This is a genomic window from Streptomyces sp. NBC_00597, from assembly GCF_041431095.1.
Classification (GTDB): domain Bacteria; phylum Actinomycetota; class Actinomycetes; order Streptomycetales; family Streptomycetaceae; genus Streptomyces.
In genome coordinates this window covers 2,608,337-2,633,434 of record NZ_CP107757.1, presented here as the reverse complement: position 1 = coordinate 2,633,434, position 25,098 = coordinate 2,608,337, and the positions used below count along the sequence as shown (strand labels likewise).

The 25,098-nt window shown below is 73.0% G+C and carries 24 protein-coding genes; 17 read left to right on the top strand and 7 right to left on the bottom strand.

Going from position 1 to position 25,098, the window contains the following annotated elements; all coding sequences use genetic code 11:
- Nucleotides 1–159 precede the first annotated feature (159 nt).
- Together OG974_RS11640 and OG974_RS11635 are read left to right on the top strand one after the other, a co-directional pair.
- Complete coding sequence (locus tag OG974_RS11640) at nt 160–771, top strand: XRE family transcriptional regulator (protein WP_327282621.1); 612 nt, start codon at nt 160–162, stop codon at nt 769–771.
- A 5-nt stretch (nt 772–776) separates the two neighbouring features.
- Nucleotides 777–1,514 carry a helical backbone metal receptor gene (locus OG974_RS11635; RefSeq protein WP_327282620.1) on the top strand — a complete coding sequence of 246 codons (738 nt, stop codon included), beginning with the start codon at nt 777–779 and terminating at the stop codon, nt 1,512–1,514.
- Here OG974_RS11635 and OG974_RS11630 read toward each other — a convergent pair.
- Entirely contained in the window at nt 1,483–2,607 is a 1,125-nt protein-coding gene (locus tag OG974_RS11630; protein WP_327282619.1) for a TDT family transporter, read from the bottom strand. The two genes, OG974_RS11635 and OG974_RS11630, sit on opposite strands and share 32 nt — an antisense overlap.
- A gap of 70 nt (nt 2,608–2,677) precedes the next feature.
- On the opposite strand from OG974_RS11630, the gene OG974_RS11625 reads away from it, so the two are divergent.
- Nucleotides 2,678–3,601, top strand: a complete 924-nt coding sequence (locus OG974_RS11625; RefSeq protein ID WP_327282618.1) for a LysR family transcriptional regulator — start codon at nt 2,678–2,680, stop codon at nt 3,599–3,601.
- A gap of 10 nt (nt 3,602–3,611) precedes the next feature.
- Here the strand turns inward: OG974_RS11625 and OG974_RS11620 are convergent, their stop codons facing one another.
- The 4 genes from OG974_RS11620 to OG974_RS11605 form a co-directional block, all read right to left on the bottom strand.
- Nucleotides 3,612–3,926, bottom strand: a complete 315-nt coding sequence (locus OG974_RS11620) for a DUF1876 domain-containing protein (RefSeq protein ID WP_329313063.1) — start codon at nt 3,924–3,926, stop codon at nt 3,612–3,614.
- A 111-nt stretch (nt 3,927–4,037) separates the two neighbouring features.
- Complete coding sequence (locus OG974_RS11615; RefSeq protein ID WP_327282616.1) at nt 4,038–4,745, bottom strand: gamma-glutamyl-gamma-aminobutyrate hydrolase family protein; 708 nt, start codon at nt 4,743–4,745, stop codon at nt 4,038–4,040.
- A gap of 108 nt (nt 4,746–4,853) precedes the next feature.
- Nucleotides 4,854–6,320 carry an ethanolamine permease gene (eat, locus tag OG974_RS11610; RefSeq protein WP_327282615.1) on the bottom strand — a complete coding sequence of 489 codons (1,467 nt, stop codon included), beginning with the start codon at nt 6,318–6,320 and terminating at the stop codon, nt 4,854–4,856.
- A 123-nt stretch (nt 6,321–6,443) separates the two neighbouring features.
- Complete coding sequence (locus OG974_RS11605; RefSeq protein ID WP_371646370.1) at nt 6,444–7,190, bottom strand: FadR/GntR family transcriptional regulator; 747 nt, start codon at nt 7,188–7,190, stop codon at nt 6,444–6,446.
- Nucleotides 7,191–7,267: 77 nt separating this feature from the next.
- Here OG974_RS11605 and OG974_RS11600 point away from each other — a divergent pair, with 77 nt between their 5' ends.
- The 4 genes from OG974_RS11600 to OG974_RS11585 all read left to right on the top strand — a co-directional run bounded on the left by OG974_RS11600 (nt 7,268) and on the right by OG974_RS11585 (nt 12,286).
- A complete protein-coding gene (locus tag OG974_RS11600; RefSeq protein ID WP_327282613.1) occupies nt 7,268–8,632 on the top strand; it encodes a glutamine synthetase family protein in 1,365 nt (454 codons plus the stop codon).
- 44 nt (nt 8,633–8,676) lie between these two features.
- Nucleotides 8,677–10,056, top strand: coding sequence for an aldehyde dehydrogenase (locus OG974_RS11595; protein WP_371646368.1), 1,380 nt, complete (start codon nt 8,677–8,679; stop codon nt 10,054–10,056).
- A 5-nt stretch (nt 10,057–10,061) separates the two neighbouring features.
- A complete protein-coding gene (locus OG974_RS11590; protein WP_327282611.1) occupies nt 10,062–10,853 on the top strand; it encodes a 3-oxoacyl-ACP reductase in 792 nt (263 codons plus the stop codon).
- A 137-nt stretch (nt 10,854–10,990) separates the two neighbouring features.
- Nucleotides 10,991–12,286, top strand: a complete 1,296-nt coding sequence (locus OG974_RS11585) for a haloacid dehalogenase-like hydrolase (protein ID WP_327282610.1) — start codon at nt 10,991–10,993, stop codon at nt 12,284–12,286.
- Here the strand turns inward: OG974_RS11585 and OG974_RS11580 are convergent.
- Nucleotides 12,283–13,488, bottom strand: a complete 1,206-nt coding sequence (locus OG974_RS11580; RefSeq protein ID WP_371646365.1) for an amino acid deaminase/aldolase — start codon at nt 13,486–13,488, stop codon at nt 12,283–12,285. The genes OG974_RS11585 and OG974_RS11580 overlap by 4 nt on opposite strands.
- Before the next feature lie 352 nt (nt 13,489–13,840).
- Between OG974_RS11580 and OG974_RS11575 the strand changes: the two genes are divergently transcribed.
- From OG974_RS11575 to OG974_RS11565, 3 genes are read left to right on the top strand one after another with little or no spacing between them, the layout of a single operon-like run.
- On the top strand, nt 13,841–14,608 hold the full coding sequence (locus tag OG974_RS11575) for a hypothetical protein (RefSeq protein ID WP_329313058.1): 768 nt from the start codon (nt 13,841–13,843) through the stop codon (nt 14,606–14,608).
- Nucleotides 14,605–15,789, top strand: a complete 1,185-nt coding sequence (gene mycP / locus OG974_RS11570; RefSeq protein ID WP_327282607.1) for a type VII secretion-associated serine protease mycosin — start codon at nt 14,605–14,607, stop codon at nt 15,787–15,789. Before OG974_RS11575 ends, mycP begins: the two co-directional genes overlap by 4 nt.
- A gap of 2 nt (nt 15,790–15,791) precedes the next feature.
- On the top strand, nt 15,792–16,532 hold the full coding sequence (locus tag OG974_RS11565; RefSeq protein WP_327282606.1) for an SseB family protein: 741 nt from the start codon (nt 15,792–15,794) through the stop codon (nt 16,530–16,532).
- 82 nt (nt 16,533–16,614) lie between these two features.
- On the opposite strand, the gene OG974_RS11560 is transcribed toward OG974_RS11565, so the two are convergent.
- Complete coding sequence (locus OG974_RS11560; RefSeq protein ID WP_327282605.1) at nt 16,615–17,001, bottom strand: DUF1844 domain-containing protein; 387 nt, start codon at nt 16,999–17,001, stop codon at nt 16,615–16,617.
- 401 nt (nt 17,002–17,402) lie between these two features.
- On the opposite strand from OG974_RS11560, the gene infC reads away from it, so the two are divergent.
- The 7 genes from infC (at nt 17,403) to pheT (ending at nt 25,009) form a co-directional block, all read left to right on the top strand.
- On the top strand, nt 17,403–18,134 hold the full coding sequence (gene infC, locus OG974_RS11555; RefSeq protein ID WP_327282604.1) for a translation initiation factor IF-3: 732 nt from the start codon (nt 17,403–17,405) through the stop codon (nt 18,132–18,134).
- Nucleotides 18,135–18,237: 103 nt separating this feature from the next.
- Nucleotides 18,238–18,432: a 50S ribosomal protein L35 gene (rpmI, locus tag OG974_RS11550; protein ID WP_327282603.1), complete on the top strand. Its 195-nt coding sequence runs from the start codon at nt 18,238–18,240 to the stop codon at nt 18,430–18,432.
- Between the two features lie 100 nt (nt 18,433–18,532).
- Complete coding sequence (rplT, locus tag OG974_RS11545; protein ID WP_008741875.1) at nt 18,533–18,925, top strand: 50S ribosomal protein L20; 393 nt, start codon at nt 18,533–18,535, stop codon at nt 18,923–18,925.
- Nucleotides 18,926–19,044: 119 nt separating this feature from the next.
- The gene (locus OG974_RS11540; RefSeq protein ID WP_327282602.1) at nt 19,045–19,911 is read left to right on the top strand and encodes an RNA methyltransferase; all 867 of its coding nucleotides are present in this window, start codon (nt 19,045–19,047) and stop codon (nt 19,909–19,911) included.
- A gap of 56 nt (nt 19,912–19,967) precedes the next feature.
- The gene (locus OG974_RS11535) at nt 19,968–21,191 is read left to right on the top strand and encodes an ATP-binding protein (protein ID WP_327282601.1); all 1,224 of its coding nucleotides are present in this window, start codon (nt 19,968–19,970) and stop codon (nt 21,189–21,191) included.
- 162 nt (nt 21,192–21,353) lie between these two features.
- Nucleotides 21,354–22,481, top strand: a complete 1,128-nt coding sequence (gene pheS / locus OG974_RS11530; protein WP_327282600.1) for a phenylalanine--tRNA ligase subunit alpha — start codon at nt 21,354–21,356, stop codon at nt 22,479–22,481.
- Nucleotides 22,481–25,009, top strand: coding sequence for a phenylalanine--tRNA ligase subunit beta (gene pheT / locus OG974_RS11525; RefSeq protein ID WP_371646361.1), 2,529 nt, complete (start codon nt 22,481–22,483; stop codon nt 25,007–25,009). Before pheS ends, pheT begins: the two co-directional genes overlap by 1 nt.
- Nucleotides 25,010–25,098: the final 89 nt, after the last annotated feature.

The following is a 25,098-nucleotide window of genomic DNA, read 5'->3' as shown; positions in this document are numbered from 1 at the left end:
CGCTCGGAAACGGCACGGGAGTTTCACCGGGGGCGTACCTTGGTGGGCTCTTGCACGCGAAACCGGGGGCGGTTGCTGCGTAAGGTGCTTACAGCACATCTCCGTGTGACGGACGCCGATGTACGCCGACATACCTGACAAGGGGAGGGCAGCCCCGCAATGGACGACAGGGACGGCTCGGACGACAAGGAACGGGACAAGGACGCCAAGGAACCGCTCCGGGTGGGCGTGGCCGTGCGCAAGCGGCGCCGGGCGCTCCACCTCACCCTCGCCGCCGTATCGGCGCGCAGCGGCCTGTCGGTGCCCTTCCTCAGCCAGATAGAGAACGAGCGGGCCCGGCCCAGCATGCGGTCCCTGGAGCGGGTCGCGGACGCACTGGAGACCACGGCCGTCGAGCTGTTGGCCGCCTCCGACACCGCCCGCACGGTCGACCTCGTACGGGCCGGCGACGACTCCGGGCTCACCCCGGTCCCGGGCGTGCGCCCCCTCGTACGCGGACACCACCAACTGCACGCACTGGAGTTCAGCGGGGACCAGGACGCCGGCCGCGAGTACCAGCACCGCAACGACGAGCTGATGTACGTGGTCTCGGGCGCCTGCCAGGTGGAGGCCGAGGGGCGGGCGTACCGGCTGGAGAGCGGGGACGCGCTGTTCCTGTCCGGCGGTGTGCGGCACCGCTGGCGGGCCGTCTCCGAGGACACCCGGCTGCTGGTCGTGGCCGTCGGGGACCACATCCACGCCACGTCCGAGCCGCCCTCGCCCGGGCGCTGAGCGGGATGCGGGTCGTCTCGCTCGTGCCCTCGCTGACCGAGGCGGTGGCGGTGAGTGCTCCCGGGCTGCTCGTCGGAGTGACCGACTGGTGCACCCGTCCCGCGGACCTCGGGGAGCGCGGCGCGGTGCGGATCGGGGGCACGAAGAACCCCGACGTCGAGCGGATCACCGCGCTGCGCCCGGACCTGGTGATCGCCAACGAGGAGGAGAACCGGGTCCCGGACCTGGCGGCGCTGCGCGCGGCCGGGGCGGAGGTGCTGGTCACCGAGGTCCGCGACCTGCCGCAGGCGCTGACGGAGCTGGACCGCGTGCTGGTGGGGGCCCTGGGGCTGAAGCGGCCGAAGTGGCTGGACGATGCCGAGGCCGCCTGGGCGGCCGTGGAGCCCCTCGGCTCCCTGACGGCCTTCGTGCCGATCTGGCGGCGGCCCTGGATGGTCCTGGGCCGGGACACCTTCGCCGGGGACCTGCTCGCCAGGCTGGGGATCCGCAATGCCTACGCGGAGCACTCCGAGCGGTACCCCAAGGTGCCGCTCGCCGAACTGGCGGCGAGCGGCTGCGATCTGGTGGTGCTCCCGGACGAGCCCTACGCGTTCAGCGCCGGGGACGGCCCGGAGGCCTTCCCGGGCCTCCCGGCCGCCCTGGTGAGCGGACGCCACCTGACCTGGTACGGGCCCTCGTTGGCCGAGGCGCCGGCGGTCCTGGGGGCGGCGATCAAACGGTCCTGGGCAGCAGCCGGCCGGTGAACAGGCCGCGCAGGGTGTGGGCGGCGGCCAGCAGCCAGGCGATGACCAGCCCGAGGAAGAGGGCGGCGGCGAGCCAGGCGAAGGCGTCCAGGCCGGTGTGGCGGGCCAGGCCGGCGGCGCCGGTGACACAGGTGCCCACGGGGAAGGTTAGTGCCCACCAGGTCATGGCGAAGCCCATGCCGGCCCGGGCCGCCCGGACCAGCATCGCGGCGGCCAGGGCCAGCCACAGCAGGGCGAACCCCATCACGGGCACCCCGTAGACGACCGCGAAGGCGCCGAGGGCGTGGGCGTAGGGGGCCTCGATGGCGCCGGGCGCCACGTCCGCGAGCTGGTTCACGGCAGTGGTGGACTGCCCGAGGGGGCCGAGCACGAGGAATAGGGCCGGGGTCAGGGCCAGGGGCAGGGGGCCGCGCACGATCAGCCGGCCGAAGACCAGGGGCAGCATCAGCAGCGTCGCCAGCAGGCTGATCCCGAACATGGCGTAGCAGGCCAGCAGCAGCGCCTCGCGGGGCTGGCCGGCGGGCAGGTGGGGTATCAGCAGGGGGCCGACCGCGGCGGACACCATGGGGGCCACCAGCGGCAGCAGCCACACGGGGGTGGCCTGTGAGGGCTCGACCTTGTGCCGGACCACCATCAGGTACGGCACCACCACGGCCATGAGCAGGCCGATCGCGGTACCGGCGGTGAACAGCACGGCGTCGACGGCGATCGCGGCGGGCTCCCCTATGAGGTCCTTGCCCACGATGAGGGTGCCGCCGCCGACGGCCAGCAGGGCCATCGACAGACACCCGTAGAACGGGGCCACGGCGGGGTCGAGCAGGTGGGCGCGGGCCTGGTCGCGGTGGTGGAGCCAGTGCCCGGCGCGGGCGGCGAGCAGGACCGCGAGGACCACGGCGGACAGCGCCCAGACGATCTGGCAGGCCACGCGCTGGCCGGGGACCTGGTACGGGAGGGTCGCGCCGGCGTTGGCGACGATGGCCGTGCCCATGACGGAGGCGTACCAGTTGGGGCCGAGGTGGCGCAGCGCGGGAGCCTTGTGGGTCCGGGGCGCGGCGGGGATGACGGTGCGGGGTCGCACGAGGGTGGTGGCCATGGACCCAGCGTCGCGGCGCGGGCGGGTGCACGGCAGAGGTCGTCTTTCTATAAGGCCATAAACTGACTTTATGGGTAACGAGGAGTGGGTTCCGCTGGCACACCGGGTACCGGACCTGGGGGCGCTGGAGCTGCTGCTCGCGGTCGCGCGGATAGGCAGCCTCAGCGGCGCGGCCAAGCGGATGGGCATCACCCAGCCCGCCGCGAGCAGCCGCATCCGGGCGATGGAGACACGGCTGGGCGTGGCGCTGGTGGACCGCTCGCCGCGCGGATCGACCCTGACGGCGGAGGGGGCGCTGGTCACGGACTGGGCGCGGCGCGTGGTGGAGGCGGCGGAGGCGTTCGACGCCGGGGCGCAGGCGCTGCGCGGGCGCCGCGACTCGCGGCTGCGGGTGGCGGCCAGCATGACCATCGCGGAGTACCTGCTGCCCGGGTGGCTGATCGCACTGCGGGGGCAGCGGCCGGGCACCGCGGTGTCGCTGCACGCCGGGAACTCGGCGTTGGTCGCGCAGCGGGTGCTGGCCCACGAGGCGGACCTGGGGTTCGTGGAGGGCCTCTCGGTGCCGGAGGGGCTGGACTCGGCGGTGATCGCGCAGGACCGGCTCGTGGTGGCCGTGGCGCCGCGGCACGCGTGGGCGCGCCGGTCGCGCGGGATCGCGGCGGCGGAGCTGGCGGCGACGCCGCTGATCCTGCGGGAACGGGGGTCTGGGACCCGGCAGGTGCTGGACGCGGCCCTGGCGGGGAGCGGAGGGCTGGCGGCGCCGCTGCTGGAGTTGGCGTCGACGACGGCGGTGAAGGCGGCGGCGGTGAGCGGCGCCGGCCCGTGCGTGCTGTCGGAGCTGGCGCTGGGCGAGGAACTGGCGGCGCGCCGACTGGTCGAGGTCCCGGTGTCCGGGGCGGCACTGGGACGGGCCCTGCGGGCAGTGTGGCCCTCGGGAGCCCGCCCGGCGGGCCCGGCCCGCGACCTCCTGTCCCTGACCCGGGTCCACCCCTGACGCGCAGGACCTAGTGACCCATGTCGGGTCGGGTTTGGGCGTCCTGGGGCCAGCCGTAGGCCGTGCGCGGGGGGTCCGGGGCCACGCCCATCGCGGCCAGGTCCCGGTCGGCGGCGCGGGACAGCTGACCGGCGAGGTCGCGCATGGCCCGGCTCGCCGCGAGCTCGTCCCCGATGGAGGCGACCTCTGCGTCCCCGGGGTTGCAGCGGGCCGAGCCGCGGCCGACCAGCTGCCCCGTGCCGGTGTCCAGTACGGCCCGGGCCCGGGTGGTGCCGCCCTCCTCGGTCAGCGAGACGCCGACCTTCCATTCCGCGTTGTGTGTCATGGCGCGCCTCGTCACTCCTGGACGGCCTTGTCGGTCGTACCTCCAGTCTTCCGACCTGCCCGACGGCCCGCACGTCGGCACCGGCAGCGGCATCAGGCACCGGCAGCGGCGTCAGGCCGTGACGGCCGCCGGGGCGAGCGAGGCCGCTTCGACCAGGGAGGACATGACACGGGTGTCCTTGTCGCGTTCCGGGTGCCATTGGACGCCGAGGACCCAGTGGGCGGGGTCGGGGAGTTCGATGGCCTCCACGGTCCCGTCGAACGCGTGGGCCGAGGCGACCAGGCCGCGGCCCAGCCGGTCGACCGCCTGGTGGTGGTAGGTCGGGACCTCCGCCTCCTCGGGGACCAGCGCCGCGTACCGCGTGCCCGCGACCGGGCGGACCGGGTGCCAGGACATGACACCCGGGGCCGCCGCATGGCCGTCGATGTGCTGGATCAGCGTGCCGCCCAGGGCCACGTTCAGCGCCTGCATGCCCCGGCAGATGCCCAGCACCGGCATGCCCGCCGCCAAGGCCGCCTCGATCAGGGCGAGTTCCCACTCGTCCCGGACCGTCGCGGGAGCGCCCGTACGCGGGTGCCGTTCGGCTCCGTAGCGGGCCGGGTCCACATCGGGGCCGCCCGCGACGACCAGTCCGTCCAGCCGGCCCAGTACCTCCGCCGCCGATCCGGGTTCGTCCGGCGGGAGCAGCACGGCCGCGCCGCCCGCCGCCCGGACGAGTTCGTGGTACCCGGTGGGTACGAGGGACGTCGCAACGTCCCACACCCCGTAGCGGGTGGATTCCTCCACGTAGGTCGTGATGCCGATGAGCGGCCTGGGCACGGTTGCTACCTCCAGGGGGCAGGGGGCAGGGGGATCGGGGACGGGGGACGGGGGACGGGAGCGATCGGTCCCGGATCGCTCCCGGATCCGTTCCTGATCAGTCGTGGGTCAGTCGCGGGTCAGTTCCGCCTCGGCCTCCGCGAGCGCCGCGAACTCCTCCTCCGGCGCGGAGGCCACCAAGTGGTGCCGACTGTAGAACGCGAAGTAGGCGAGGGCGACCGCGTACACACCCAGTGCGATGAACGCCGCGTCCTTGTCGACCAGGAAGGTGGCCACCAGTGCCGACAGGGCCAGGGCGAAGGCCACCGAGGAGGTGGCGATGCCGCCGGGGGTGCGGTACGGGCGCTCCAGGCCCGGCTCCCGCTTGCGGAGCACGATGTGGGACAGGGCCATCAGCGCGTACGAGATCGTCGCGCCGAACACCGCGATGTTGAGCATGCGCGGGCCGTTCCCGGTGGCCGCGGCGAGCGCGAAGCCGATCGCGCCGGGGATGAGCAGGCCCAGGTACGGGGCCTTGCGCTTCGAGGTGAGGGAGAGGAAGCGCGGCAGGTAGCCGGCACGTGACAGGGCGAACAGCTGGCGCGAACCCGCGTAGATGAGCGAGAAGAACGAGGCCACGAGCCCGGCCAGGCCCGCGTAGTTGACGAAGGTCTTCAGCCAGGACAGGCCCGGGTTTCCGTCGAGGGCTACGACGAGCGGGTTGCCGGCGTCCTTGATGGCGTCCGCGCCGCGCGCACCGGTCGAGGCGAGGAAGGTCAGCAGGGCGAGCAGGACGAGGATGCCCATGGAGATCGACAGGGCCCGCGGCATGGACCGCACCGGGTCCTTGGCCTCTTCGGCGGCCAGCGGTACGCCCTCGACGCCGAGGAAGAACCACATGCCGAAGGGGAAGGCCGCCCAGATGCCGAGGAGGCCCAGCGGCAGCCATGAGCTCGATCCGGCGGCGGTGGTGTCCACGGCGATGTCGTCGAGGTGCGAGGGGTCGAACTCGGTGAAGGCGCCCAGCGCGAAGACGATCAGCGCGAGTACGGCGACCGCGGTGACGACGAGGGAGAAGCGCAGCGCCTCGCCCACGCCCCACAGGTGGATGCCGATGAAGATCGCGAAGCAGGCGAGGTACACGGGCCAGCCGGAGGTCAGGCCGAACAGGTGCAGGGATTCGACGTAGTCGCCGATGAAGATGGAGATCGCGGCCGGGGCCAGGATGTACTCGATGAGGATCGCGGTGCCGGTGAGGAAGCCGCCCCAGGTGCCGAGCGCCCGGCGGGCGAAGCCGTAGCCGCCGCCCGCCGTGGGCAGGATCGCGGACAGCTCCGCGAGGGAGAAGACGAGGCAGGCGTACATCGCGCCCATGAGGGCGGTGGCGATGGCGAGCCCGCCGAAGCCGCCCTGGGCGAGGCCGATGTTCCAGCCGGAGAAGTCGCCGGAGACGACGTACGCGACGCCCAGACCGGTGAGCAGCAGCCAGCCGGCGCTGCCGCGGCGCAGCGTACGCCGTTCCAGGTAGTCGCCGCCCTCGGGTGACGTGGTGGGTTCAGGTACGGCTACGAGCCGTGCCTCGGTGTCGTCGGCCATGTGCGCTCCTGCCTAGGGCAATGGTTGTGGGGCGTACCTTTGCCGTACGGGAGTGGAGTGCGCAAGACCCCTGCGTTAAACAGGGGTTACGAAAACCTCTCGGGCCGCCCCGTGCCGGCCGTTCTAGGTCAGGAATCCCCGGAGCAGCGCCGCGGTCCCGCAGCAGTGCTCGCGCATCACCTCGCGCGCCGCGTCCGCGTTGCGCTCCAGCACCGCCTCCACGAGCGTGCTGTGCTGCTGCTGCGAGTGCTCCAGGTTCCGCACCAGCAGCGGGATGCAGTCCAGCAGGTCGTTCACGCTGGCCCGGACGGCGGCGTACTGGGCCGTGAGGGTGGCGGAGCCGGCGAGCTCGCACAGGGCGAGGTGGAAGAGGGTGTCCTGGCGGCGGTAGTCGGGCAGCGGCGCGTCGTGGGTGGCGTTCAGCGCGGCGAGCAGACGCTCGGAGCCCTCCTCGGTGAGCCCCTGGGAGGCGCACAGTCCGGCCGCGCCCACCTCAAGGACCTCGCGGAAGCGCAGTACGTCCTCGATGTCCACGCCCACCACGCGCCGGCGCAGCTCGTCCTCGGTGCCCGCGGCCGGGGTGTCGGGGCGCGGGAGCACGAACGTCCCGCCGTACCGCCCGCGCCGGGCCTCCACCAGGCCCTGGTCCTGGAGCACCTTCAGCACGTCGCGCAGGGTGACCCGGCTGATCCCCATTCGCTCCGCCAGCTCGCGTTCGGGCGGCAGCCGTTCCCCGCCCGGCACCAGACCCAGCCGGACCACCTGGAGGATCTGCTCCAGCGCCTCCTCGAAACCGTTGCCCGCCCGCACCTGCCGCAGCACCGGATTCAGCCGCGCGATCGCGCCGCCTTCGCCCGTCGTGTCGGTCATCTCGGCTCCTCCCCTTCCCAAGCAATGGTTCTATTCAATACCTTAGGCCTCCTCGGCTCACCGAAGGAGAGATTCCAGTGGTAGACCGCAAGCCGCCGCTCGCGCCCGAAGAGCTCCGTGCCCTCGTGGCGAGCGGCGAGATCGACACCGTGGTCCTGGCCTTCCCCGACATGCAGGGGCGGCTCCAGGGCAAGCGGTTCGCCGCACAGTTCTTCCTCGACGAAGTCCTCGCGCACGGCACCGAGGGATGCAACTACCTCCTCGCCGTCGACACCGAGATGAACACCGTCGACGGATTCGAGATGTCCTCCTGGGACCGGGGCTACGGCGACTTCGCCATGCACCCCGACCTCGCGACCCTGCGCCGGATCCCCTGGAACCCGGGCAGCGCGTTCCTCCTCGCCGACCTCGCCTGGAACGACGGCACCCCCGTGGTCGCCGCGCCCCGGCAGATCCTGCGCCGCCAGCTCGAACGCCTCGCCGGGCACGGGTACACGGCCATGGTCGGCACCGAGCTGGAGTTCATGGTCTTCCAGGACACCTACGAGCAGGCCTGGAACGCCAACTACCGCGGCCTGACCCCCGCCAACCAGTACAACATCGACTACTCCGTCCTCGGGACCGGCCGCATCGAGCCCCTGCTGCGCCGGATCCGCAACGAGATGCAGGCCGCGGGCCTGACCGTGGAATCGGCGAAGGGCGAGTGCAACCTCGGCCAGCACGAGATCGCCTTCCGCTACGACGAGGCGCTGACTACCTGCGACCAGCACTCCGTCTACAAGACCGGCGCGAAGGAGATCGCCTCCCAGGAGGGCGTCTCGCTCACCTTCATGGCCAAGTTCGACGAGCGCGAGGGCAACTCCTGCCATATCCACCTCTCGCTGGGCGACGCCGACGGGCACAACGCGATGGCCGGTGACGGCCCGGGCGGAATGTCACCGGTGATGCGGCACTTCCTGGCCGGTCAGCTGGCCGCGCTGCGCGACTTCTCCCTTCTCTACGCCCCGAACATCAACTCGTACAAGCGTTTCCGGCCGGGATCCTTCGCGCCGACCGCCGTCGCCTGGGGCGTGGACAACCGGACCTGTGCGCTCCGAGTCGTCGGCCACGGCCGCTCCATGCGCTTCGAGAACCGCCTCCCTGGCGGCGACGTCAACCCGTACCTCGCCGTCGCCGGCCTGGTCGCGGCCGGGCTCTACGGCGTCGAGAACCGCCTCGAACTGCCCGAGGCCTGCGCGGGCAACGCGTACACGGCCGATTTCGCCCACGTTCCCACCACCCTGCGGGAGGCCGCCGAGCTCTGGGAGAACAGCGAGATCGCCAAGGCCGCCTTCGGCCCCGAGGTCGTCGCCCACTACCGCAACATGGCCCGCGTGGAACTGGACGCGTACGACTCCGCCGTCACCGACTGGGAGCTGCGCCGCTCCTTCGAACGCCTGTAGTCACGCCACCGGAAACCCTGAACCGCACACCTGAGAGGCACCACGTGTCCGACGCGCTGGCCCCGGCCCATTTGACCGTGCTGAATCCGGCCACCGAGGAAATCGTCGCCACCGTCCCGGCCGCCACACGGGACGACGTCGACGCCGCAGTCGCCCGGGCCGCCGCGGCCCAGCGCGGCTGGGCGGCGGCAGCCCCCGCCGACCGGGCCCGGCTCCTGCGCCGGTTCGCCGCCGTGGTCGACGGGCACGTCGAGGAACTGGCCCGACTGGAGGTCCGCGAGGCCGGGCACACCATCGGCAACGCCCGCTGGGAAGCGGGCAACGTCCGTGACCTGCTCGAATTCGCGGCCGGGGGAGTGGAACGGCTTTCCGGACGGCAGATCCCCGTCGCCGGCGGCATCGACGTCACCTTCCTCGAACCCCTCGGCGTCATCGGCGTGATCGCCCCGTGGAACTTCCCCATGCCGATCGCCGCCTGGGGCCTCGCGCCGGCCCTGGCCGCCGGGAACGCCGTCCTCCTCAAGCCCGCCGAAACCACCCCGCTCACCGCGCTGCGCCTCGCCGAACTCGCCCTCGAAGCCGGGATCCCCGAGCACCTCTTCCAGGTGCTCCCCGGCCACGGGACGGTCGCCGGCGACGCGCTCGTCGAACACCCCGGCGTCGCGAAGATCGTCTTCACAGGATCCACCCCGGTCGGCAAGCAGATCATGGCCAAGTGCGCCGACCGGGTGAAGCGGGTCACCCTCGAACTCGGCGGCAAGAGCCCCAACATCGTCTTCGCCGACGCGGACCTCGAAGCCGCCGCCGCGGCCGCGCCGATGTCCTTCCTCGACAACACCGGGCAGGACTGCTGCGCCCGTACGAGGATCCTCGTCCAGCGCTCCGTCTACGACCGCTTCCTGGAGCTGCTCGCCCCCGGGATCGAGGGCGTGCGCGTCGGCGACCCCGCCGACGAGAAGACCCAGATGGGGCCGCTGATCTCCCGAGTACAACTGGACCGCGTACGGTCGTACGTCACCGACGACCTCACCGCGATCCGCGGCACCGCCCCCGAAGGCCCCGGCTTCTGGTACCCGCCGACCCTCGTCACGGACGTCGCCCCCACCGCGCCCGTGGCGGCCGAGGAGGTCTTCGGCCCCGTCGCCGTCGTCCTCCCCTTCGAGGACGAGGAGGACGCCGTACGCCTGGCCAACACGACCGAATACGGCCTCTCCGGCTCGCTCTGGACCCGCGACATCGGCCGCGCGCTGCGCGTCTCGCGCGCCGTCGCCGCGGGCAACCTGTCCGTCAACTCCCACAGCAGCGTCCGCTACTGGACCCCCTTCGGCGGCTACAAGCAGTCCGGCCTCGGCCGCGAGCTCGGACCCGACGCCCTCACCGCATTCACCGAGACCAAGAACGTCTTCATCAGCACGGAGGCCTGAACCGCATGTCCACTTCTGACACCGAGATCGTCTGCCGCCGCCTGGTCGGCCGCACCGCCGTCATCACCGGAGCCGGCAGCGGCATCGGCCTCGCCACCGCCCGCCGCCTGGCCTCCGAGGGCGCCAACGTGGTCTGCGCCGACATCGACGAGACGGCCGGCAAGGCCGCCGCCGAGGAGGTCGGCGGGACCTTCGTCAAGGTCGACGTCACCAGCCCGGAGGAGGTCGAAGCCCTCTTCAAGACCGCCTTCGACACCTACGGCTCCGTCGACATCGCCTTCAACAACGCGGGCATCTCTCCTCCGGACGACGACTCGATCCTCACCACCGGCCTGGAGGCCTGGAAGCGGGTCCAGGACGTCAACCTCACCTCCGTCTACCTGTGCTGCAAGGCAGCCCTCCCGTACATGCAGCGCCAGGGCCGGGGCTCCATCATCAACACCGCCTCCTTCGTGGCCATCATGGGCGCCGCCACCTCCCAGATCTCCTACACCGCCTCCAAGGGCGGCGTGCTCGCCATGTCCCGAGAGCTGGGCGTCCAGTTCGCCCGCGAGGGCATCCGCGTCAACGCCCTGTGCCCGGGCCCCGTCAACACCCCGCTGCTCCAGGAGCTGTTCGCCAAGGACCCGGAGCGGGCGGCCCGCCGCCTCGTGCACATCCCGCTGGGCCGGTTCGCCGAGCCCACCGAGATCGCGGCAGCCGTCGCCTTCCTCGCCAGTGACGACTCCTCCTTCATCAACGCCACCGACTTCCTGGTGGACGGCGGCATCTCCGGCGCGTACGTGACGCCCCTGTAGGCCGCCTCCGCCGACGGGCGGGCGCCCCGAGCGTTCACCCGCACTCCATCCCTCCGACAGCCGGGCGTCGCACGACGCCCGGCTGTCGTGTTCTACCGTCCGAGATGATCTTCGTAGGAAACAGGGAGTCCACCTCAGTGACCCGACCCGACACCGTCCGACGGTTCCAGGCCGTCGGCGCCGCCGTCGCGATGGCCGCAGGCGCCCTCGTCGTCACCGCACCCGCCGCCGAGGCCCGGGCCGGCGCCCACTGCACCACCCCGCGGCTCGCCGCCGGCTGGTACGGGGACAACCAGGCCCGGCTCCAGCAGCTGATCGACGCGTACGGCACGTGCAATCCGTACCGGCCCAGCCGCACCAAGCCCGTCGCCGTCTTCGACTGGGACAACACCGTCGTCAAGAACGACGTCGGCGACGCCACCATGTACTGGCTGCTGCGCAACGGCAAGATCCGCCAGCCCGCCGCCGGGGACTGGACGGCCACCAGCCGCTACCTCACCCCGACCGCCGCCAAGGCCCTCGCCGCGGCCTGCGGTTCCCTCGCCGCTCCCGGCACCCCGCTGCCCACCGCCGCCACCGAGGGCGCGGGCTGCGCCGACGAACTCGCCGCCGTCTACGGCACCGCCGCCACCCGCACCGGCGCCGCCGCCTTCACAGGCTGGGACCACCGCACCATCGAGCCCGCGTACGCCTGGCTGCCCCAGCTGATGCAGGGCTGGACCGCCCGAGAGGTCCGCGGCTTCGCCGCCGCCGCGCGGGCTGAGAACCTGGCCGCGCCCGTCGGCGCCACGCAGCGGGTCGGCACCGGCACCGTCACCGGCTGGGTCCGCTACTACGACCAGCAGAAGGACCTCATCGGCGGGCTCCAGAAGGCCGGGTTCGACGTCTGGATCAGCTCGGCCTCGCCGCAGCCGGTCGTCGAGGTGTGGGCCAAGGGCGTCGGCGTCGACGCCGACCACGTCATCGGCATCCGCAACACCACCACGTCCGGCGGGAAGTTCACCGCGCACCTGCAGGGCTGCGGCTCGGTGGAGGACGGCGCCGACACGATGATCACGTACATCGACGGCAAGCGCTGCTGGATCAACAAGGAGGTCTTCGGCGTCCGCGGTCCGGCCGCCGAGAAGGTCCAGCCGGCCGCGCGCCGCCAGGTGTTCGCCGCGGGCGACTCCGACACCGACGTCTCGTTCCTGCGGGACGCGACCGCGCTGCGGCTCGTGGTGAACCGGAACAAGAACGAGCTGATGTGCCGCGCGTACGACAACAGTGACGGCAAGTGGATCGTGAACCCGATGTTCATCGAGCCGAAGAAGCAGAAGAGCAGCCCGTACCCGTGCTCGACCACGGGCTACACGGACCACGACGGCACCGCGGGCCCCGTCCGCCGGGGTGACACCAGCGTTATCCCCGACCAGACGGACACCGTCCACTAGAGGAACGTGCGGCCCTCGCCCCGGTACGTCGGGACGGTGGCCGTCACCCGGTCGCCCTCGACCAGGTGCAACGCGTCGAAGCGCTCGCACAGTTCCCCCGCCTTCGCGTGCCGGAACCAGACCCGGTCGCCGATCAGCAGATCGTCGGCCGGACTGCCGAGGAGCGGAGTCTGCACCTCGCCGGCCCCCTCCTGGGGGTCGTAGCGCAGACCCTGCGGCAGGTACGGCTCGGGAAGCCGGTCCGCGCCGGCCGCGCCGGAAGCGGGATATCCGCCGCCGAGCACGGTGACGACGCCGACGCCGGGCCGGCGGACCACCGGCTGCGCGAACAGCGCCGCCGGACGGCCGCGGAACGACGTGTAGTTGTCGAACAGCCGCGGTACGTAGAGACCCGAGCCGGCGGCGATCTCCGTGACGGCGTCCTCGGTGGCGGTCTGCTGCACGCTGCCGGTGCCGCCGCCGTTGACGAACTCCAGGTCCGGGACGACCGCACGGACGGCCCGTACCGCCTCGGCACGGCGGGCCGCGAGTTCCTTGCGGGCCGTCGCCTGCATCAGCCGGATGACGCGGGAGCGCAGCGGGCGCCCGGCTAGCGCGTCGCCGACGCCGGCCACGTGGCCCTCGTAGCCCATGATCCCGACGACGCGGAAGCCGGGCCGGGCGCACACCGCACGGGCGAGATCCGCGAGCCCGGCCGGATCGCGCAGCGGCGAACGCCGGGCGCCGACGCGGACCCGGCCGCCGAACAGGTGCAGCGCGGTGTCGAGTTCGAGGCAGACGCGGACCTCGTGGGTCCCCGAGTCGCGGGAGCGGTCGATCAGCTCCAGCTGGGCCGGGTCGTCGACCATGACGGTGACGGCCGCTGCCAGCTTGGGGTCCCCGGCGAGCTCGGCGAAACCGGCGCGGTCGGCGGAGGGGTAGGCGAGGAGCACGTCCTCGAACCCGGAGCGGGCCAGCCAGATGGACTCCGCGAGGGTGTACGACATGATCCCGGCGAACCCGGGCCGGGCGAGGACCCGTTCGAGGAGCGCGCGGCAGCGGACGGACTTGCTGGCCACGCGGATCGGCTTGCCGCCGGCCCGGCGGACGAGATCGTCGGCGTTGGCGTCGAACGCGGCGAGATCGACGATGGCCAGGGGCGCGTCGAGATGCGCGGTGGCCCGGTCGTAGCGGTCCCTGTCTCCACCGGCGGGAAGATTCATGGGCGGCAGCCTGCCAGAAGGTCGTACCGGGGGGTAGGGGTCTACACCGGGGCGGCCCCCGGGCCCCCGGTGCGCGCCGCCGCCCCGGACCCGCGCCCCGGACCCCGCGCCTCGAACACCGGCGGGGCGGGGCCGGCCCCGGCGGTCGCGGCGGCGGGGCGGCGGGGCGGCGGGGCGGCGGGGCCGGACGGTGCGGGCGGGGCGGGGCGGGGCGGGGCGGGGTCGGGGTGGCGCGGGGCGGGGTAGTGCTGCCGGGCCGGGCGCGCGGGGGTCGTCGGCGGCCGGAGGGGTGGTGCGGGGGCGCGTAGAGTACGGGCAGGCAGCCGTACGGAACGGGGGGCGGAGCCGCCGGATGACCACGTCTACACCGCAGACCGCGGTCCTGGGCGAGCCCGGGCCCGCGCCCGAATCCGTACCGGCCCGCAGGGCCCTCGCCGCCGCGCTGTGCGCCCTGCTCGGAGTGGGTCTGGTCGGCGGAGCCGGCATCAGCGGCTGGGCCGAACAGCGCGCCGCCCACCACCCCTTGGCCGCCGATGCCGCCTACCGCAAGGCCGGCTCGCTCTGGCGTGCGACCCCCGTGGACACCCTGTTCCCGCCCGTCCTGGACGGCGCCGATGCCGGCCCCGGCGGCGCCGACCGCACCTGGACCCGGGTGGCGCTCGCCCCCGACGCCGACTGCGGGCCCGCGCTCGCCCCCGACTGGCGGGCGGCCCTCACCGTCACCGGCTGCACCAGGGTCCTGCGCGCCACCTACACCGACGCCACCCGCAGTTCCCTCGTCACCGTCGGCCTGGTCTTCACCTCCGCCGACGCCCCGGCGATGGCGGCCCTGCGCGGACACCTCCCCGCCCCGCCCGGTTACGGCTTCGCCGACAGCCAGCGCGCCGCGTGGACCGCGTCCGTGCCGGCCGCGGCGCCCGTCGTGGTCTACGCCGTCTCCGCCTTCACCGACGGCCGCACCCTGGACGCCCCGCGTCCCGCCGAGGACGCGATGCGGCGGGACGCCACCGGAGCCGTCGCCCAGGCGGGCCTCGGCCACGAGGCCAAGGCCGTCGCCGACCGGACGGAGCGCACCGTGAGCACCCTCGCCGCGCCGTCCTCCGCGTCCAGGACCCGGTGAGCCGGCCCCGGGCCGCCACGGCCCTGGTACTCGGCGCCCTACTCGTCGGCGCCACCGCGCCCCCGGCCGCCGCCGACGCCATCCGCGACCGCCAGTGGGGCCTGACGGCCCTGCGCGCCGAGGAGGCCTGGGGCATCACCCAGGGCGACGGCGTCACCGTCGCCGTACTCGACACCGGGGTCGACGCCACCCACCCCGACCTGGCCGGCCAGGTCCTCGACGGCACCGACCTGATCGGCATGGGCGCCGGCCGCGGCGACCGCGCCTGGGCCCGGCACGGCACGGCCATGGCCGGGATCATCGCCGGGCACGGCCACGGCCCGGGCCGCCGCCAGGGCGTCCTCGGCGTCGCCCCGAAGGCGAGGATCCTCCCCGTCCGCGTGATCCTGGAAGAGGGCGACCCCGGCCGGGCCAAGGCGCGCGAGAGCAAGGGCGGGGCCCTCGCCGACGGCATCCGCTGGGCCGCCGACCACGGCGCGAACGTGATCAACCTCTCCCTCGGCGACGACAGCGACTCCGCCCACCACGAGGCCGCCGAGGACGAGGCCGTCCAGTACGCCCTCGCCAAGGGCGTGGTCGTCGTCGCCTCCGCGGGCAACGGCGGCCGGCTGGGCGACCACGCCTCCTACCCCGCCGCCTACCCGGGGGTCATCGCCGTCACGGCCGTCGACCGCGACGGCCGCAAGGCCGCCTTCTCCACCCGCAGCTGGTACGCCACCGTCAGCGCCCCCGGCGTCGACGTCGTCATCGCCGATCCGGACCGCTCCTACTACGAGGGCTGGGGCACCAGCGCCGCCTCGGCCTTCGTCTCCGGCGCCGTGGCCCTCGTCAGGGCCGCGCACCCGGACCTGTCCCCGGCCCAGATCAGGAAACTGCTGGAGGACACCGCCTCCGACGCCCCGCCGGGCGGCCGCGACGACGCCCGCGGCCACGGACTGGTGGACCCCGTCGCCGCCCTCCAGGTCGCCGACACGCTGCGGGCCGAGCCGCTACTGCCCACGCCCGTCGCGGCCGGGCAGCCGTACTTCGGCGCCGGCCCCGAGGCGGTCCGCGCCGCCGGGCGGGGTGCCCGCCTCGGTGCCCCGACGGCCGCGGGCGCCGGGCTGGCGCTGCTCGTCCTGGCCGCCGTTCTGGCCCGGCGCCCGCGAGGGGCCCGGCGGGAGCGGGATAGGGTCGGGTAACTGTGGCGAACAAAAACATTCCCGACCCCGGCTACTCCGACGACGACGGCTCCGCCGACCCCCGGCTGAGCGCGGCCCTGGCCGCCTGGGCCGAAGACCGGGCGAAGGAGCCGCAGGTGCTGGCCGCCCTCAAGGGCGCCCGCCTGCTGGTCCCGGTCGTCGCCGTCCTCGGGGAGGTCGAGACCGACCCGGAGACCGGCCTCAAGCGGGAGAAGACCAGCGACATGGCCGTCCCCACCCTGCGGGCGGGGGACCGGCGGGCACTGCCCGCGTTCACCTCCACCGCCTCGCTGGCGCTGTGGGACCCGGCCGCCCGCCCGGTCGCCGTCCCACTGCACCAGGCCCTGGCGGCCGCCGCGCACGAAAAGGCCGACACCGTGGTCCTGGACCTGGCCGGTCCGGTCACCTACCAGCTCACCGGACCCGCGCTGCTCGCGCTGGCCGAGGGCCGCACCGACGCCGGCCCGCTGGCCGACCCCGCGGTGCGGGACGCCGTACGGGCCGCGGTGGCGGCCGAGCCGGCCGTGCTCCGCGCCCACCTGGGACCGGGCGGGGCGGACGCCGACGGCACGCTCGCGATCGTCCTCGCCGCCGGCGCGCAGGCCCACACCGCGGCCCGCCGCGTCGCCGAGGCGCTGGCCGCCGACGAGACCCTGCGGGCCCGCCTGGTGCGCGGACTGGACCTGGCCCTGCTCCCGGAGGAGGCCCCGGCACCGGCCGGAGAGCCGCTGTTCACCCGCTGACGTCTGCGGGGGGTGCGCGAAAGGGCCCGGGGCGACGCCCCGGGCCCTTCCCGTGTTCCTCGCGCTGCGTGCGCCGGCCGGCTCAGCCGAAGACCGGACCCGTGAACTTCTCGCCCGGACCCTGACCCGGTTCGTCCGGCACGATCGAGGCCTCGCGGAAGGCGAGCTGGAGCGACTTCAGGCCGTCGCGCAGCGGGGCCGCGTGGAAGGAGCTGATCTCGGTGGCGCTCGCCGTGACCAGGCCGGCCAGGGCCGTGATCAGCTTGCGGGCCTCGTCGAGGTCCTTGTGCTCGGAGTCCGGCTTGTCCAGGCCCAGGTTGACCGCCGCGGCGCTCAGCAGGTGCACGGCCACCGTGGTGATCACCTCGACGGCGGGCACGTCCGCGATGTCGCGGGTCATGGCGTCGTAGTCGGGAGCGTCCGGCGTGCTGCCGGCCTCGGGGGCGGGGGTGGGGGTCGCGTCAGTCATGCCTCACACGATAAGCCGGGCCGCCCGGGCCGCCGACCGGCCCCCGGCCGGGCGCCCGCCCGGCGCCGGGCCACCGTCGCGCGGGGCGGCACCGGGTGAGCGGACCCGGCTCGGAATGCTATATTGGGCTGACGACCGGCCGGAGACGCATGTCCCCGGCCCACAAGTGGAGGCTCCGCTCTCCCACCCGACCACCCTCCGGGGCGGCGGGTCACCGGTCAGGTGGCATCCATCGTTCCGTACGGACGATGGAAAGCTGCCCGAGTCTGCGCCCCGCGATCGCATGCGGCGGTGCTCCGGTTGTATTGGAGCCCCTGCCTGTGCCTCGGCGGGGCATTTTTCATGTTCCGCCGCGGTTGGTCTGACGACATCAGACGTCAGCGGCTGTCTGCCAGGCAGCCGTGTGGTGCTACCGAGGAGGATCCATCAGCACCGAGCCCCGCATCAACGACCGGATTCGCGTTCCCGAGGTACGACTCGTCGGTCCCAGCGGTGAGCAGGTCGGCATCGTGCCGCTTGCCAAGGCCCTTGAGCTGGCGCAGGAGTACGACCTCGACCTGGTCGAGGTCGCGGCGTCCGCACGCCCGCCGGTCTGCAAGCTCATGGACTACGGCAAGTTCAAGTACGAGTCGGCCATGAAGGCCCGTGAGGCGCGCAAGAACCAGGCGCACACGGTCATCAAGGAAATGAAGCTCCGGCCGAAGATCGACCCGCACGACTATGACACCAAGAAGGGTCACGTCGTTCGGTTCCTCAAGCAGGGCGACAAGGTCAAGATCACGATCATGTTCCGTGGTCGCGAGCAGTCCCGGCCGGAACTCGGCTACCGACTGCTGCAGCGTCTCGCTTCGGACGTCGAGGACCTCGGGTTCATCGAGTCGAACCCGAAGCAGGACGGCCGCAACATGATCATGGTCCTCGGTCCGCACAAGAAGAAGACCGAGGCGATGGCCGAAGCCCGCGAGGCGCAGGCCGCCCGTAAGGCCGAGCGCCAGGGTGTCGCCACCGACGAGGCTCCTTCCGAGGAAGCCCCCGTCGAGGAGGGCACCGAGGTCGTCTCTGCCGAGGCCACCGAGGAAGCCTCTCCCGAGGCCACTGAGGACGCCTCTCCCGAGGCTCCGGCCGAGGCCTGATTCCGGGGCAGCCCGCCTCGGATCACCGACAAACATGACGCTCCTGGGCGCCGGTCCTTCACCGGACCGGCGGGGGCGCCACCGACGAGGAGATAACGGCGCTATGCCGAAGAACAAGACGCACAGCGGTACCAAGAAGCGCTTCAAGATCACCGGCTCCGGCAAGGTGCTCCGTGAGCGCGCCGGCAAGCGCCACCTGCTTGAGCACAAGTCGTCCCGTCTGACCCGCCGCCTCACCGGCAACGCGGAGATGGCCCCCGGCGACGCCGCGAAGATCAAGAAGCTTCTCGGCAAGTGACGTCCTCCGCTCCCGTGCCGGGAGCGGACGTCAAGACCGGGACCCCATCGAATTCGGGCCGTGTGACGACACCCACGGCCCCGCTACAAGGAGTTAAAAAGTGGCACGCGTCAAGCGGGCAGTAAACGCCCACAAGAAGCGCCGGGCGATCCTCGAAGCGGCCTCCGGCTACCGCGGTCAGCGTTCGCGCCTGTACCGCAAGGCCAAGGAGCAGGTCACCCACTCGCTGGTCTACAACTTCAACGACCGCAAGAAGCGCAAGGGTGACTTCCGTCAGCTGTGGATCCAGCGCATCAACGCCGCTGCCCGCCAGAACGGCATGACGTACAACCGCCTCATCCAGGGTCTGAAGGCCGCCAACATCGAGGTGGACCGCAAGATCCTCGCGGAGCTGGCCGTCAACGACGCCAACGCTTTCGCCGCGCTCGTCGAGGTTGCGCAGAAGGCGCTTCCGGCCGACGTGAACGCCCCGAAGGCCCCCGCTGCCGCCTAAGCAGCAAGCCCTTCACAGGCTTCAGCCCGGACCCGCAGGCCCTGCGCCTGCGGGTCCGGTGCGTTGTGACCGATCCACCTGTTTAGACCCGCAGTACGTACGGAAGCGAGCCGACCGCCATGGGTACCCCCGCCCCCGCCGAGCTGATCTCCCCCCGATCCCCGCGGGTGGCCGCCGCCAGGCGACTGGCGCGGCGCAACTTCCGCACCAAGGAGCGCCGGTTCATCGCCGAGGGCCCCCAGGCCGTCCGCGAGGCCGTCGAGCACCGCGGCGCCGAGGGCACGTCGACCCTGATCGAACTGTTCGCGACCGTCGAGGCCGCCGAGCGCTACGCCGGGATCATCGAGGCCGCGCTGGCAGCCGGGGCGCGCGTCCACTACGCCTCCGACGAGGTGCTCGCCGAGGTCTCGCAGACCGTCACCCCGCAGGGCCTCGTCGGCGTCTGCCACTTCCTCGACTCGCCGTTCGAGGACATCCTCAAGGCCGGGCCCAAGCTCGTCGCAGTCCTCGCCCACGTCCGCGACCCCGGGAACGCCGGCACGGTGCTGCGCTGTGCGGACGCCGCCGGAGCGGACGCGGTCGTCCTGACCGATGCCTCCGTGGACCTCTACAACCCCAAGTCCGTACGGGCCTCCGTGGGCTCCCTCTTCCACCTGCCGGTGGCGGTCGGCGTCCCCGTGGAAGAGGCCGTCGAGGGGCTCCGCGCGGCCGGTGTGCGCATCCTCGCGGCCGACGGGGCCGGCGAGGACGACCTGGACGCCGAGCTCGACGCGGGCACCATGGGCGGCCCCTCGGCCTGGGTCTTCGGCAACGAGGCGTGGGGCCTGCCCGAGGAGACCCGGGCCCTCGCGGACGCCGTCGTACGCGTTCCGATCCACGGCAAGGCCGAGAGCCTGAACCTCGCCACGGCCGCCGCCGTGTGCCTCTACGCGTCCGCGCGTGCACAGCGGGCTCCCGGAGGGTGCCGCTCCGTGACCCCCAGCTAGTAATGTGGCGGCCCGGGGGGCCCACTGCGCTACTCGGAGATGTGGGGTACGAGGACATGACCGTGGGTACGAACAGCTCGCCGGGGGCCGTGAAGGCGCCCGGGACGACGCCGTCCCTGGCGGCCGTGCCCCCGCAGGGCGCGGGCCGCGCCGCAGGGGCCGCACCGGAGCCGTGCGGCGTCCCCGAATTCGATGCGATCGGCATCGACCCCGACGACCTGCCCGACGGGCTCGTCGTCGCCGACCACACCGGCCGGGTGATCTGCTTCAACTCCGCCGCCGGCCGGATCACCGCACTGGCCCCCGGCGAGGCGCTCGGCCGGCGCATCGACCGGGCACTGCCGCTGGAGGACCTCGACGGCCGCCGCTGGTGGGCGCTGACCGACCCGTACGGGGGCCTCGCGACCCGGCGCGGCCAGCCCGAGCGCAACCTCCTGCTGCCCGGCGGCCGCGAGGTGCTCGTCTCCGCCCGGTACGTGCGCACGCACCCCACCGGCCCGCTGCGCCGCCTGGTCGTCACCCTGCGCGGCACCGAGGCACGCCGCCGCACCGAGCGCAGCCACGCCGAGCTGATCGCCACCGTCGCGCACGAGCTGCGCTCGCCGCTGACCTCCGTCAAGGGGTTCACCGCGACCCTGCTCGCCAAGTGGGAGCGGTTCACCGATGACCAGAAGCGGCTGATGCTGGAGACCGTCGATGCCGACGCCAACCGCGTCACCCGGCTGATCACGGAGCTCCTCGACATCTCCCGCATCGACTCGGGCCGCCTGGAGGTGCGCCGCCAGCCGGTGGACATCGCCACCGCCGTCGGCCGCCACGTCCAGGCGCTCACTGCGAACGGCCAGTCGCCCGACCGGTTCCTCGTACGGGTCAGCTGCTCGCTCCCCGCGCTGTGGGCCGATCCGGACAAGATCGACCAGATCCTCGGCAACCTCCTCGAAAATGCGGTGCGCCACGGCGAGGGAACGGTCACCATCGACGTGTCGCCGGCCGCAGGTCCGGCGGTCTCCGCAGGCATGACCGACGCAGCCAAGACCGAGAAGGGAACCGCCGTCACCGTGACCGATGAGGGCCCCGGGATCCCGGAGGAGTCGATGGGCCGCGTCTTCACCCGCTTCTGGCGGGGGAGCAAGCGCGGCGGCACCGGCCTGGGCCTGTACATCGTCAAGGGCATCGTGGAGGCCCACGGCGGCACCATCACGGTCGGCCGCGGCCCCGGAGGCGGCGCCGAGTTCCGATTTATCCTGCCCGTGGGTGCGCCTGCCTACCTCACGCAGTGACCCTGCGGAGCGTCTCGCCAGGCGGCCCACGGGCTCCTTCACCCCCGGCGACCTTTAGACTCGTCCTTTGGCACCTTTGGGACTCGTCCGAATCTGTCGATCGAGACGGTCGAGCGCATCGTGCGGGGTTCCACCAGCCAGCCATCGGAAGTACGGGAAGAGATGTCGGCACCGAACAAGTCGTACGACCCTGTCGAGGTCGAGGCACTGAAACCGGAAGAGATCGAGCGCATGCGGGACGAGGCGCTCGCCGCCTTCGCGACCGCCGGCGACCTCGACGCGCTGCGTGAGGCGAAGACCGCGCACATGGGCGACCGCTCGCCCCTGGCGCTCGCCAACCGCGAGATCGGCGCCCTGCCGCCGCAGGCCAAGGCCGAGGCGGGCAAGCGCGTGGGCCAGGCCCGCGGCGCCGTGAACAAGGCCTTCGGGGCCCGCACGGTCGAGCTCGAAGCCGAGCGCGACGAGCGGGTGCTGGTCGAGGAGGCAGTGGACGTCACGCTGCCGTACGACCGCGTCCCCGCCGGTGCCCGGCACCCCCTGACCACGCTGATGGACCGCATCGCGGACATCTTCACGGCCATGGGCTACGAGGTGGCCGAGGGGCCCGAGGTCGAGGCGGAGTGGTTCAACTTCGACGCCCTCAACTTCACGCCCGACCACCCGGCGCGCCAGATGCAGGACACCTTCTTCGTCCAGGGGCCGGAAGGCACCGAGGGCGACGAGTCCGGCGTCGTGCTGCGCACCCACACCTCCCCGGTGCAGGCGCGCTCGCTGCTCGACCGGGAGCCACCCGTGTACGTGGTGTGCCCGGGCCGGGTGTTCCGCACCGACGAGCTCGACGCGACGCACACCCCGGTCTTCCACCAGGTCGAGCTGCTCGCCGTCGACGAGGGCCTGACCATGGCCGACCTCAAGGGCACCCTGGACCACATGGTCCAGGCGCTCTTCGGCAAGGACATGACCACCCGGCTGCGCCCGAACTTCTTCCCGTTCACCGAGCCGTCCGCCGAGATGGACATGCAGTGCTACGTGTGCCGCGGCGAGTCGGTGGGCAACCCCGACCGTCCGTGCCGCACCTGCTCCAGCGAGGGCTGGATCGAGCTCGGCGGCTGCGGAATGGTCAACCCCAAGGTGCTCATCGCCTGCGGTGTGGACCCCGAGAAGTACAGCGGGTTCGCCTTCGGGTTCGGCATCGAGCGGATGCTGATGTTCCGCCACAACGTCGAAGACATGCGAGACATGGTCGAGGGTGACGTCCGGTTCACCCGGCCGTTCGGGATGGAGATCTGATGCGGGTCCCGCTTTCTTGGCTGCGGGAGTACGTCGACCTGCCTGCGGGCGAAACCGGTCGTGACGTACAGGCCAAGCTCATCGACGCCGGTCTTGAGGTCGAGACCGTCGAACAGCTCGGCGCGGGCCTCAAGGGCCCCCTGGTCGTCGGCCAGGTGCTGACCATCGAGGAGCTTGAGGGCTTCCGCAAGCCGATCCGTTTCTGCACGGTGGACGTCGGCCGGGCCAACGGCACCGGCGAGCCGCAGGAGATCGTCTGCGGTGCGCGGAACTTCTCCGTCGGCGACAAGGTCGTCGTGGTCCTCCCCGGCGCCGTGCTGCCCGGCGACTTCGCGATCGCCTCGCGCAAGACGTACGGCCGCACCTCGCACGGCATGATCTGCTCGGGCGACGAGCTGGGCATGGGCGACGACGGTACCCACGGCATCATCGTGCTCCCCCCGGAGCACGAGGTCGGAACCGACGCGATCGAGCTGCTCCAGCTGGTCGACGAGGTCCTCGACATCGCCGTCACCCCGGACCGCGGCTACTGCCTGTCGATGCGCGGCGTGGCCCGCGAGACGGCCACCGCGTACGGCCTGCCGCTGCGCGACCCGGCGCTGCTCGACGTGCCCGCGCCGAACTCGTACGGCTACCTGGTCAAGATCGACGACCCGGCCGGCTGCGACCGCTTCACCGCCCGTACGGTGACCGGCCTCGACCCCGAGGCGAAGTCCCCGATCTGGCTCACGCGGCGCCTGCAAAAGGCCGGCATGCGCCCGATCTCGCTCGCCGTCGACGTCACCAACTACGTGATGCTCGAACTGGGCCAGCCGCTGCACGCCTACGACCGCTCCCGCCTGGACGGCGCCATCGGCGTGCGCCGCGCCGAGCAGGGCGAGAAGTTCACCACGCTCGACGGGGTCAAGCGCACGCTCGACGCCGAGGACCTGGTGATCACCGACAACAGCGGGCCGATCGGCCTCGCCGGCGTCATGGGCGGTGCCAACACCGAGATCGCCGACTCCGTGACCGACCCCGAGACGGGCGTCGTCTCGGGCACCACGGACGTCGTCATCGAGGCCGCGCACTTCGACGCCCTGACGATCTCGCGCAGCGCCCGCCGTCACAAGCTCGCCTCCGAGGCGTCCAAGCGCTTCGAGCGCGGCGTCGACCCGCAGGCGGCCTCCGCGGCCGCCCAGCGGACCGTCGACCTGCTGGTGCTGCTCGCGGGCGGCACCGCGGAGGCCGGCGTCACCGAGCTCACCGCCCCGGGCGCCCCGCGCACCATCGCGATGCGCGCGGACCACCCCGACCGGGTCGCGGGCATGGACTACGGCCGCGAGACCGTCGTCCGCCGCCTCCAGGAGGTCGGCTGCGACGTCTACGGCCAGGACGAGCTCGTCGTGACCGTCCCCTCGTGGCGGCCCGACCTCGCCGAGCCCAACGACCTCGCCGAAGAGGTCATCCGACTGGAGGGCTACGGCAACCTCCCGTCGACCCTGCCGCAGCTGCCCTCCGGCCGCGGCCTGACCGCCCGGCAGCAGCTGCACCGTCGGGCCGGCCGCGCGCTGGCCGGCGCGGGCTACGTCGAGGCGCTCAGCTACCCGTTCGTGGGCGAGGGCGTCTTCGACCAGCTCCAGCTGCCCGCGCACGACGCCGCCCGCCAGGTCGTCAAGCTGGTCAACCCGATCTCCGACGAGGAGCCGGCGCTGCGCACCACGCTGCTGCCGGGCCTGCTGGGCGCGCTGCGCCGCAACGACAGCCGGGGCAGCCACGACCTGGCCCTCTTCGAGACCGGTTCGGTCTTCCGGGCCGGCAAGCAGCCGGGTGTCGCCGTACGACTGCCCGTCGACCGGCGTCCGACGGCCGAGGAGATCGGCACGCTGAACGCCGCCCTGCCGGCCCAGCCGCGGTACGCCGCGGTCGTGCTGGCCGGTGCGCGCGAGCAGGCCGGCTGGTGGGGCAAGGGCCGCCCCGCCGACTGGGCGGACGCCGTGCAGGCCGCGCGCTCGCTGGCCGTCGAGGCCGGCGCGGCGCTCGTGGTGCGCCAGGGCCAGTACGGTCCGTGGCACCCGGGCCGGTGCGCCGAGCTGATCGTCACCCTGAACGGGGTGGAGACGGTCATCGGCCACGCCGGCGAGCTGCACCCGCGCGTCGTCAAGGCGATGGGCCTGCCGGCCCGCACCAGCGCCATGGAGCTCGACCTGGACCGCCTCGCGGCGGCCGGCGGCGGCGCCGTGCAGGCGCCCCGGATCTCCACCTTCCCGGTGGCGACCCAGGACGTCGCGCTGATCGTGGACGCTTCGGTTCCGGCGGCCGCGGTTGAGGCCGCGCTGCGCAAGGGAGCCGGCGAACTGCTGGAGTCCCTGCGGCTGTTCGACGTGTTCACCGGCGAGCAGGTCGGCGAGGGCAAGAAGTCCCTGGCGTACGCGCTGCGCTTCCGCGCGGCCGACCGCACGCTGACGGCCGAGGAGTCCACGGCCGCGCGCGACGCGGCGGTGGCACTGGCCGGCGAGCGCACGGGTGCGGTGCTGCGCGGCGCGTAACCGCCGCCGCGGCTTGAGGGGTTGAGGGGCGTGTCCGGACCACCGGACGCGCTCCTCACTCATTCGGGTGAGAAGGCCTTCGAGCCGCT